This is a genomic window from Streptomyces macrosporus (assembly GCF_039533145.1).
Taxonomy (GTDB): domain Bacteria; phylum Actinomycetota; class Actinomycetes; order Streptomycetales; family Streptomycetaceae; genus Streptomyces; species Streptomyces macrosporus.
Genome location: NZ_BAAASZ010000006.1, coordinates 189,213 through 199,256, shown reverse-complemented (window position 1 = coordinate 199,256; position 10,044 = coordinate 189,213). Strand labels below are relative to the sequence as shown.

Below are 10,044 nucleotides of genomic sequence, written 5' to 3'. Positions count from 1 at the left end.
GCCCCCTCCCGCCCGGAGCCCCCTTCCCCTCTGCCTCCCGCTCGCGCGGAACCCACGGCGGTGCAACCGACATGACGACGCCCTCATCCACCCCGCCCCCCGCGTCCACGGGCCGTGTCCCACGGCCGTGGGCCCTGCTCCTGGTGCTCGCCGGGAACATGCTCATCGACGCCCTGGAGGTGTCCCTCGTCCTCGTGGCGCTGCCCGCCGCCGGAGCCGACCTCGGCCTGTCGATGTGGGCGGTGCAGTGGGCGATGAGCGGGTTCGCCCTCGGCTTCGGCGCGCTGCTGCCCCTGGGCCCCCGGATCACCGCCCGCTGGGGTCGCCGCCCGGTCTACCTGGCCGCCCTGCTCGTCTTCGTCGCCGCGTCCCTGGCCGGATACCTGGCCGACGGCATCGCCGTGCTGGTCGCCACCCGGGTCGTCAAGGGCATGTGCGCGGCGCTCACCGCCCCCACCGGACTGGCCATCGTCGCCGACGTCTTCCCCGAGGGACCGGAACAGCGCCGTGCCGTGTCGGTCTACGCCCTCTTCGGCGCGGCCGGCTTCACCGTGGGGCTGCTGCTCTCCGGCGCCCTCACCGAGGCGGACTGGCGCTGGACGCTGGTGTTCCCCGCCCCGGTGGCGCTGGTACTGCTGGTGGCCGCGGTCCGACTCGTCCCCGGGGACGCGCCGGACCGCGCCGACCGCCCCGCTCCGCCGAGGACGGCGGACCTGCTGCGCGACCGCTCCCTGCTGCGCTCGGCCGCCGGTGCGGCGACGCTCAACGGCACCTATCTGGGGCTGTTGTTGTTGAGCACCTTCGAGGTGCAGACCGAGTGGGGCTGGTCCCCCTGGTGGACCGCCCTGGCCTTCCTGCCCGCCTGCCTGCCCCCGGCGCTGACGACCCTCCACGCGGGCCGGATGGCCGCGCGCTTCGGCACGGCCCGGCTGGTGGCCCTCGGGGCCCTGGCGGCGGCCACCGGATACGCGCTGCGGGCGGCGTCGCCCGTGCCGGACTCCTACGCGGCCGGCCTGTTGCCGACGCTGCTGCTGGTCGGCGCCGCCTTCGTGCTCTCCTTCGCGGCTTTGAACATGCAGGCCACCGCCGGTCTGCCGCCCGCCGCTCGCGGCCCGGCCGTCGCCCTCTACCAGACCGCCGTCCAGGCCGGCGCGGCGGTGACGCTGTCACTGGTCGCGGCGCTGCGCGGCGTCTCCGGCAGCGACCGTCCCGCGCTGCTGCTCGTCACCGCTCTCGGCCTGCTGGGCCTCCTCGTCGCGCTCACCGGGCTGTCCGATGCCCGCGGACGCGTGTCCGCGACGGCCGGGGCCGGCGAACGCGCACCTCGAGGACAACCTCAGGGACGACCCCAAGGACACTCCCAAGGACATCCCCAAGAACAGGGCAACGGACGATGATCGCACCGAAACCGTGCACCCACCCGGCCGCGGCGCTCGACCCGGACGCGCTGCGCGCCGCCGACCTCGACGAACGCGTCCGGACCATCGAGGAGTTCATCGTCCGGGAGCTTTCCCGGCTGCTGGACCTGCCGCCCGGCCGGCGCGTCGACCTCCACAGCCCGCTGCACGCCCAGGGCGTCGGATCGATCCTGGGCCTCCACCTCGGACGGCTGCTGGAGACCACCCTGGGGGTCGGACCGGACGTCGTCCGGCTCCTGCGGGACGGCAGTGTGGCGCGGCTGGCGGCCGACCTGGCCCTGCGGCTCGACGACCGTCCGCGTCTCACCGCCCCGGGCGAGGAGCCGACCGGGGAGGAGGACGCGCTCGTCGCCCCCGGCGGTGCGCGGTGACCCCGCTCGTGCCGCCGGGGCCGGGCAGGCTCGACCTGTGGGTGCTGCGCCAGCCGTGGACCCGGCTCCCCGGCGACCCGCTGGTGGTCTCCGAACTCGACGAGCGGGAACGGGCCCGCGCGGACGCCTTCGTACGGACACACGACCGACTGCTGTACCTGTCGGCGCACATCGCGCTGCGCCGGCTGCTGGCCGCGTACCTGCGGATACCGCCGGGCGAGATCCGTTTCGTCCGGGAGCCCTGCCCCGGTTGCGGCAAGCCGCACGGCCGTCCGGCCGTCGCCGGGGAGCCGCCGCCGCTGCACTTCTCGCTCTCCCACAGCCACGGCCTGGCGCTCTTCGGCGTGGCCGCCGAGCCGGTCGGGGTGGACGTGGAGAGGCTGCCGGCGGCGGAGACGGTCGAGCTGTGCAGTTCCGCCCTCCACCCGGCCGAGCAGGAGGAACTGGCGCGGCTGGAACCGCACGAACGCCCGGCGGCCTTCGGGCGGCTGTGGACCCGCAAGGAGGCCTACCTCAAGGGCCTCGGCATCGGGCTCGGCCGTGACCTGGCCGCCGACTACCTGGGCGAGCACGGCGGGCCGGACGCGCCCCCCGGCCCGGAGGGCTGGACGGTGCGCAACGTGTCCTGCGGCTCCAGCCACGTCCTCCACGTGGCCGCCGCCGCCGTCCGCGGCACGTCGGTGCGGTTCACCGACGTCCGCTGGCTGCCCGCCGACTGCCTGTACGTCCAGGACGCCACCGGACTCATCGAGGGAAGGGAGCCCCAGCAGTGGACCGAACCGCCTTCGTCTTCCCCGGACAGGGGTCTCAACGCGTGGGCATGGGAGCCGACATCGCCGAGCGGTGGCCCGACCTGGTCGACGCCTACTACCGGCCCGCGGACGAGATCCTCGGCATCCCGCTGACCGACCTGTGCCGGCACGGCCCGCAGGAGGCGCTGCGCGAGACCGCCGTCACCCAACCCGCGATCTTCGTGACCAGCATGGCCGCCCTCGACGTGCTGCGGCGCAGGGGGGTGCGGCCGGACGTGGTCGCCGGGCACAGCCTGGGCGAGTACGCGGCGCTCACCGCCGCGGGGGTGCTGGAGTGGACCGACGCCCTGCGCCTGGTGCGCTACCGCGGCGAGTTGATGGCGGCGGTCAACGAGCGGGTGCCGGGCGCCATGCTCGCCGTCATGGGCCTGGACCTGGCCGTGGTCGAGGAACTGTGCGCCCGGGTGGCGGAGGAGACCGGGCAGGTGGTGGAGGTCGCCAACGACAACGAGCCCGCCCAGGCGGTCGTCTCCGGCGAGGCCGCCGCGGTCGCGCGTCTGGGGCACGCCGCCACCGAGGCCGGGGCCCGCAAGGTGGTCCCCCTGGGCGTCGGCGCGCCCTTCCACTGTGCCCTGATGCGGTCGGTCGAGGCGGACTTCGCCGACGCGCTGGCCGCGGTGGACTTCCGCGACCCGGTGGTGCCGGTGGTCTCCAGCGTCACCGGGGAACCGATCCGCGACGCGCGGGACGCGGTCGGCTGCCTGCGCCGCCAACTCGCCGGCCGGGTGGAGTGGACCGGCGCGGTGCGGCGGATGGTCCGCGACGGCGTGAGCCGCTGCGTGGAGGTCGGCCCCGGCAAGGTGCTGGCCGGGCTGTGCCGCCGGATCTCCCCGGAGTTGGAGATCCACACCACCGGTGACGCGGTTCGGCTGGACCGCGCCTGCGAGGCCCTCACCGCCCCGTCCGAGGACGGGGCGACGGCGAAACGGACGGAGGAGTGTGCGGCATGATGTCGGAACGGTTGCGGGAACTGGAGGCGATCAGGGAGGAGGTCCGGCAGGGACCCGACCCCAAGGCCACCGAACGCCAGCACGCCAAGGGCAAGCTGACGGCGCGCGAGCGGATCGAGCTGCTGCTGGATCCGGGTTCGTTCCACGAGGTGGAGCCGTTGCGGCGGCACCGGGCCACCGGGTTCGGCCTGGAGGCCAAGCGGCCGTACACCGACGGGGTGATCACCGGCTGGGGCACGGTCGAGGGCCGGACGGTGTTCGTCTACGCCCACGACTTCCGGATCTTCGGCGGGGCGCTGGGCGAGGCCCACGCGCAGAAGATCCACAAGATCATGGACATGGCGGTCGAAGCGGGCGCGCCGCTGGTCTCGCTCAACGACGGGGCCGGGGCCCGCATCCAGGAGGGCGTGACCGCGCTCGCCGGCTACGGCGGGATCTTCCGGCGCAACACCGCCGCCTCCGGGGTGATCCCGCAGATCTCGGTGATGCTGGGCCCGTGCGCGGGCGGCGCGGCCTACTCCCCGGCGCTGACCGACTTCGTCTTCATGGTCCGCGAGACCTCGCAGATGTTCATCACCGGGCCGGACGTGGTCCAGGCGGTGACCGGCGAGGAGATCACCCACAACGGGCTGGGCGGCGCGGACGTGCACGCCGGCACCTCCGGCGTGGCGCACTTCGCCTACGACGACGAGGCCGAGTGCCTGGAGGACGTGCGCTACCTCCTCTCCCTGCTGCCGTCCAACAACCGCGAACTGCCGCCCGCCGTGGTGCCCGAGGACGCGCCCGACCGGCGCACCGACGCCCTGAGGGACCTGGTGCCGGTCGACGGGAACCGCCCCTACGACGTCCGCGCGGTGATCGAGGAGATCGTCGACGACGGCGAGTTCCTCGAGGTCCACGAGGCGTGGGCGCGCAACGTGGTGTGCGCGCTGGCCCGGATCGACGGGCAGGTGGTGGGGCTCGTGGCCAACCAGCCCAACGTGCTGGCCGGGGTGCTGGACATCCACGCCTCGGAGAAGGCCGCCCGCTTCGTGCAGATGTGCGACGCGTTCAACATCCCCATCGTCACCCTGATCGACGTGCCCGGCTTCCTGCCGGGGGTGGACCAGGAGCACGGCGGGATCATCCGGCACGGCGCGAAGCTGCTGTACGCGTACTGCAACGCCACCGTGCCGCGGGTGTCGGTGGTGCTGCGGAAGGCCTACGGCGGGGCGTACATCGTGATGGACTCCCAGTCCATCGGCGCGGACGTCACCTACGCGTGGCCGACCAACGAGATCGCGGTGATGGGCGCCGAGGGCGCCGCGAACGTCATCTTCCGCCGGGAGATCGCCGCGGCCGACGACCCCGAGGCGGTGCGGCAACAGCGCATCAAGGAGTACAAGGCCGAGCTGATGCACCCCTACTACGCGGCCGAGCGCGGTCTGGTGGACGACGTCATCGATCCCGGGGAGACCCGGGCGGTCCTCGTCCGATCGCTGGCGATGCTGAGCGCCAAGCACGCGGACCTGCCCGCCCGCAAGCACGGCAACCCGCCCCAGTGACCGCCCCCGCGGCCGCCCGGTGACCGCGACGGCACCGTGGCGGCACCGTGGCGGCAGAGAGGGAGACCGTCATGACCACCGCCGAACGCACCGCTCTCCTCCGCGTGACCAGGGGAAACCCCAGCGCCGAGGAACTGGCCGTCCTCACCGCGGTCCTGCTCTCCCGCACGGCCGCCGTCGGGGCCGAGCCGGACGACCTCTCCCGACAACGGCGGGCGGTGGCCCGCTGGTCGCGGCCGGAACGCGAGAGGAAGTTCGGCGGGGCACGCACCTGGCGGGCCCCGACCAGGTGAATCAAGTCCTTCGCATACAACTCTTCGTCAAATTTGTTGCCGCACGCGGAGACCGCGGTGAGGATTTTCCTCGGAAGCGGGTTCCACGTGCCGCCGCCCCCCCACGGCCGCGGCACCGCCGGAGGAATTCGGTCGCGTCGTGGTCGACCAGGCGACAAGCCGAAACAGGAGGAGACGTGCCCCCGTCCACCATGGCCACCGAAGCGGCAGACACGGCGCTCCGGGACCAGGTCCGTGTGCTCACGGACCGCTCCGAGATCACCACGCTCATCGACCGTTACGTCATTCTCCTGGACACCCAGGACGAGAACGGCTTCGACGACACATGGCCGCGCCGCCTCTTCACCGAGGACGTCCACGTGACGTTTCCCGTCGGTGAGCACAGGGGGCTGGACGGCCTGGCGGAGTTCCACTACCGGGCCAAGCAGAAGTTCGACCGCACCCACCACATCGCGTCCAACTACCTCATCGACCTGGACGGGGACCGGGCGGACGTCCGCTTCCAGATGATCGCGATCCATGTGCACCCCGGGGACGGCCCGTTGTTCGAGGTCGGCGGCCACTACGAGGGAGAGGCCGTGCGGACGGACGAGGGCTGGCGCATCCGCCGGTGGGGATACCACGTGGCGTGGTCCACCGGCCCCAGGCCGGAGTAACGGTCCCGGCGGACGTCAGCTCACGGCCGGCCCGCCCGGACGAGCCCATCCCGGACGGGCGCTGCCCGGACGGCCCATCCGACACGACGAGGTTGACCCTGATGAACACGACTGCCCCCGAGCGGGCCGGGCGGCGCGAGTGGACCGGGCTCGCGGTGCTGGTCCTGCCGACCCTGCTGGTCTCGATGGACCTGACCGTCCTGCACCTGGCGGTGCCCGTGCTGAGCGCGGACCTGCGGCCGACGGGCACCCAACTGCTGTGGATCACCGACATATACGGCTTCCTGATCGCCGGATGTCTGATCACGATGGGAGCGCTCGGGGACCGGATCGGCCGCCGCAGGCTGCTGCTGACGGGTGGTGCCGCCTTCGGCGTCGCCTCGGTCCTGGCGGCCCTGTCCACCAGCGCCGAGGTGCTCGTCGTGACCCGGGGTCTGCTGGGCGTGGCGGGCGCGACGCTCATGCCCTCCACGCTCTCGCTGATCCGGCACATGTTCCACGACCCGGCCCAGCGCACCTTCGCCATCAGCACCTGGATGACCACCTTCATGGTGGGCGGCGCCATCGGTCCGCTGGTCGGCGGCGCGCTGCTGGAGCGGTTCTGGTGGGGGTCGGTGTTCCTGCTGGCCGTGCCGGTCATGCTGCTCCTGCTCGTCCTCGGGCCGGTGCTGCTGCCCGAGTACCGGGCCCCCGGCGCGGGCCGCATCGACGTGCTCAGCGTGCCGCTCTCCCTGGTGGCCGTGCTGACGGTGGTCTACGGCATCAAGCGGCTGGCCGAGCACGGCGCGGACGGGATCGCCGCGGTGGCCGTCCTCGTCGGCCTCGCCGTCGGCGCGCTCTTCCTGCGGCGCCAGCGCGTGCTCGACGATCCGCTCATCGACCTGCGGCTGTTCTCCGAGCGGACCTTCTCGGCCGCCCTGTCCACCCAGACCCTGGGGGTCTTCGCGATGGCGGGGACCCAGTTCTTCATCAACCAGTACCTCCAGCTCGTGGAGGGCCTCTCCCCGCTGGAGGCCGGGTTGTGGACCCTGCCCTCCACCGTCTCCGGCATCGTCGGCGCGATGCTGGCGCCCGTGGTCGTGCGCACGCTGCGCCCCGCGTACACGATGGCCGTGGGCCTGGTCCTGGCCGCCCTGGGCTTCGCCACGATGACCCAGGTGGACGGGGACGCCGGACTCGCGGTGCTGGTGACCGGCTTCGTGGTGAGCTCCTTCGGGCTCGGTCCGACGATGACCCTGACCACCGACATGATCATCGGTTCCGCGCCGCCGGAGCGCGCCGGGGCGGCCTCGGCGGTCTCCGAGACCGGCAGCGAGTTCGGCCTGGCGATGGGGCTGGCCGTCATCGGCAGCGTGGGAACCGCCGTGTACCGGGCCGACGCGGCGGACGCCGTCCCCGACGGGCTGCCCGCCGACGCGGCCGAGGCCGCACGCGACACCCTCGGCGGCGCCGTCGACGTCGCCGGCAGGCTGCCCGCGGAGCAGGCGGCCCGGCTGCTGGAGGGGACCCGGGACGCGTTCACCGGCGCCCTGCACACCACGGCCTTCCTGAGCTGCGTCGTCACCCTGGGCCTCGTGGTGCTGGTGATGACCACGCTGCGCCGCGTCCCGGTCGGCGCGGGAGCGCAGGGGCACGGCGAGGCTCCGCCGGAGGACGGCGAGGGCCGGCCGGAGAACACCCCGCGGGAGGACACCCCGCGGGAGAACAAGGACAGCGCCCACGGCAGCCGCCCCTGAAGCGCGTCCGCGACCACGTCCCGGGCGGTGCGCTGAGGACGCACCCGGGAGACGAACCGAACCGACGGAGGCACCGCACAGATGACCGCACCGTCTCTGGGCGCAGTGCGCCGCTGCCACGGCGCCCTCAACGCACTGCACTCCACCGTCTACTTCACCCCGTACCTGGACAAGGAACTCGCCGGGTACGGGATCGACGACTCCATGGCCGCCTACCTGGCCGGCCGGGCCGCGGCCCTGGGACCGGTCGGTCCGGGGCCGGTCACCGCGACGTTCTACAGCTTCCACCACGACCTCGTCGCCCGGCACGTGCCGCGGGTGTGGGAGCACGTGTCACCGGACGAGGTCTGGGCCGCCCGGCTGCGTGCCGCCGACGCCACGCTGCGCCAGGCCCTCGGCGACCGGACCGTCGCCGGCCCGGAGGTGGCCGAGGCGGCCCGGCTCGCCCTGCGGGCCGCCGAGGGGTGCCGCAGGCCCGGGCGCCCCCTCTACGCCGCCCACGCGGACAAGCCCGTCCCCGACGAGCCCCACCTCGCCCTGTGGTACGCCGCGACCCTGCTGCGGGAGCACCGCGGCGACGGTCACATCGCGGCCCTGGGCGAGGCCGGACTCGACGGGCTGGAGGCCCTGGTCTCCCACAGCGCGAGCGGGGAGGGCATGCCCCGGGAGATCGTGATGGCCAAGCGCGGCTGGACCGACGCGGACTGGTCCGCCGCCGAGGAGCGCCTGCGCGCCCGGGGCCTGATGACCGCCGAGGGCACGCTCACCCCCGCGGGGCACCGACTGCGCCGGGACCTGGAGGAGACCACGGACCGGATGGACCTGGCCCCGTACGAGCGGCTCGGGGCGGAGGCCACCGAGCGCCTCACGGAGCTGGCGGACGGCCTGGTCGCCGAGGCCGCCGACTCGGGCGTCTTCCCTCCCGTCCTGCTCGGCTTCTTCACCGGTCGGAACGGCGGGGAGGAGACGCCCCGATGAAGGTGCTGTTCACGATCATGCCGGCCGCGGCGCACCTGTACCCGATCGTGCCGATCGCCTGGGCGCTGCAGTGCGCGGGGCACGAGGTGCGCGTCGCCTCGCACCCCGAGATCGCGGACGCCGTCGTCGCCACCGGCCTGACCGCGGTGCCCCTCGGTCAGGAGGCGGACCTGGCGGCCTCGGTGCGGGCCGCGGCGGACAACCCGGACCTGGAGCGCATCACACAGGCCCTGGCGCTCGACCCGGACGACGACAACCTCCGCACCGCGCTGCGGTACTACCTGATGGCGCCGTTCGCGACCTACTACCGGACCGACCGGGACCGGCCGACGGTGACGGACGCCCTGGTGGAGTTCACCCGCGCCTGGCGGCCGGACCTGGTGCTCTGGGATCCGCTGTTCTTCCCCGCCCCCGTCGCCGCCCGCGCGTGCGGCGCCGCGCACGCGCGGCTCCTGTGGGGCCTGGACCACTTCGGCTGGGCCAGGGCGCGCTTCAGGGAGCGGCTGGCCCTGCCGGACACCGAGCCCCACGAGGACCTGATGGCCGCCATGATGCGCCCCCTGCTGGAGCGCTTCGGCCAGGACTTCGCGGAGGAACTGCTGGTCGGCCAGTGGACGGTCGACCCGACGCCGCAGCGTCTGCGGCTGCCGGTCGACCTGAACTACGTGCCGGTGCGCTGGGTGCCCTACAACGGGGCCGCGGCCGTCCCGGAGTGGCTGCGCGAGCGGCCGGAGCGACCCCGGGTGTGCCTGACGCTGGGGGTGAGCGGCAGGAAGTTCTTCGCCGACGACGACGTCCCGGTGGCCGAGCTGCTGGAGACGGTGGCCGGCCTGGACGTCGAACTGGTGGCGACCCTGGACCGGGACCAGCTCGCCGCCTCCCGGGTCGAGGTCCCCGCCAACGTGCGCACCGTCGACTACCTGCCGCTCAACCTGGTGCTGCCCACCTGCTCGGCGATCGTCCACCACGGCGGCGCGGGCACCTTCGTGGCCGCCGCGGCCCACCGGGTTCCGCAGCTCGTCGTCCCCAAGCAGGGCGGCGACTTCGTGGACCACGCCCGCTACGTCGAGGAGTTCGGCGCGGGACTCGCCGTCGAGCGCACGGCGCTGACCGGCGCCGGGCTGGCGAAGCGGATGATGCGGCTGGTCGAGGAGCCCTCCTTCCGCCGGGGCGCCGAGGCCCTGTACGCCGACCTGCTGTCCGCGCCGGGCCCGGACGGCCTCGTCCCGGTCCTGGAGAGGCTCACCGAGGAGCACCGCGGTCGCGGCTGACCTCGGGACCGCCGG

10 protein-coding genes are annotated in these 10,044 nt (G+C 73.9%); all 10 read left to right on the top strand.

The features are described from left to right. Positions 1–71: 71 nt before the first annotated feature. The 10 genes from ABD335_RS03870 (at position 72) to ABD335_RS03825 (ending at position 10,029) form a co-directional block, all read left to right on the top strand. Positions 72–1,397, top strand: coding sequence for an MFS transporter (locus ABD335_RS03870; protein ID WP_344320608.1), 1,326 nt, complete (start codon positions 72–74; stop codon positions 1,395–1,397). Continuing rightward, complete coding sequence (locus ABD335_RS03865; RefSeq protein ID WP_344320607.1) at positions 1,394–1,789, top strand: acyl carrier protein; 396 nt, start codon at positions 1,394–1,396, stop codon at positions 1,787–1,789. Before ABD335_RS03870 ends, ABD335_RS03865 begins: the two co-directional genes overlap by 4 nt. Continuing rightward, a complete protein-coding gene (locus tag ABD335_RS03860; protein ID WP_344320606.1) occupies positions 1,786–2,694 on the top strand; it encodes a 4'-phosphopantetheinyl transferase family protein in 909 nt (302 codons plus the stop codon). The genes ABD335_RS03865 and ABD335_RS03860 overlap by 4 nt, the downstream gene beginning before the upstream one ends. Then, positions 2,610–3,551 (top strand): ACP S-malonyltransferase, encoded by a 942-nt coding sequence (gene fabD, locus ABD335_RS03855; protein ID WP_344320605.1) that lies wholly within the window; start codon positions 2,610–2,612, stop codon positions 3,549–3,551. The genes ABD335_RS03860 and fabD overlap by 85 nt, the downstream gene beginning before the upstream one ends. Then, complete coding sequence (locus ABD335_RS03850; RefSeq protein ID WP_344320604.1) at positions 3,548–5,095, top strand: acyl-CoA carboxylase subunit beta; 1,548 nt, start codon at positions 3,548–3,550, stop codon at positions 5,093–5,095. The genes fabD and ABD335_RS03850 overlap by 4 nt, the downstream gene beginning before the upstream one ends. Positions 5,096–5,166: 71 nt before the next feature. Then, complete coding sequence (locus ABD335_RS03845) at positions 5,167–5,388, top strand: acyl-CoA carboxylase subunit epsilon (protein ID WP_344320603.1); 222 nt, start codon at positions 5,167–5,169, stop codon at positions 5,386–5,388. Between the two features lie 176 nt (positions 5,389–5,564). After that, positions 5,565–6,044, top strand: coding sequence for a nuclear transport factor 2 family protein (locus tag ABD335_RS03840; protein WP_344320602.1), 480 nt, complete (start codon positions 5,565–5,567; stop codon positions 6,042–6,044). Positions 6,045–6,145: 101 nt separating this feature from the next. Continuing rightward, on the top strand, positions 6,146–7,780 hold the full coding sequence (locus tag ABD335_RS03835) for an MFS transporter (RefSeq protein WP_344320601.1): 1,635 nt from the start codon (positions 6,146–6,148) through the stop codon (positions 7,778–7,780). 81 nt (positions 7,781–7,861) lie between these two features. Continuing rightward, positions 7,862–8,758 carry an SCO6745 family protein gene (locus tag ABD335_RS03830; protein WP_344320600.1) on the top strand — a complete coding sequence of 299 codons (897 nt, stop codon included), beginning with the start codon at positions 7,862–7,864 and terminating at the stop codon, positions 8,756–8,758. Beyond that, entirely contained in the window at positions 8,755–10,029 is a 1,275-nt protein-coding gene (locus ABD335_RS03825; protein WP_344320599.1) for an activator-dependent family glycosyltransferase, read from the top strand. The genes ABD335_RS03830 and ABD335_RS03825 overlap by 4 nt, the downstream gene beginning before the upstream one ends. Positions 10,030–10,044 lie beyond the last annotated feature (15 nt).

Excerpts from the sequence above, each read along its gene's own strand:
- ABD335_RS03870 (WP_344320608.1), top strand. The coding sequence starts at position 72 with ATGACGACGCCCTCATCCACCCCGCCCCCCGCGTCCACGGGCCGTGTC.
- ABD335_RS03865 (WP_344320607.1), top strand. The coding sequence starts at position 1,394 with ATGATCGCACCGAAACCGTGCACCCACCCGGCCGCGGCGCTCGACCCG.
- fabD (WP_344320605.1), top strand. The coding sequence starts at position 2,610 with ATGGGAGCCGACATCGCCGAGCGGTGGCCCGACCTGGTCGACGCCTAC.
- ABD335_RS03850 (WP_344320604.1), top strand. The coding sequence starts at position 3,548 with ATGATGTCGGAACGGTTGCGGGAACTGGAGGCGATCAGGGAGGAGGTC.
- ABD335_RS03845 (WP_344320603.1), top strand. The coding sequence starts at position 5,167 with ATGACCACCGCCGAACGCACCGCTCTCCTCCGCGTGACCAGGGGAAAC.
- ABD335_RS03835 (WP_344320601.1), top strand. The coding sequence starts at position 6,146 with ATGAACACGACTGCCCCCGAGCGGGCCGGGCGGCGCGAGTGGACCGGG.
- ABD335_RS03830 (WP_344320600.1), top strand. The coding sequence starts at position 7,862 with ATGACCGCACCGTCTCTGGGCGCAGTGCGCCGCTGCCACGGCGCCCTC.
- ABD335_RS03825 (WP_344320599.1), top strand. The coding sequence starts at position 8,755 with ATGAAGGTGCTGTTCACGATCATGCCGGCCGCGGCGCACCTGTACCCG.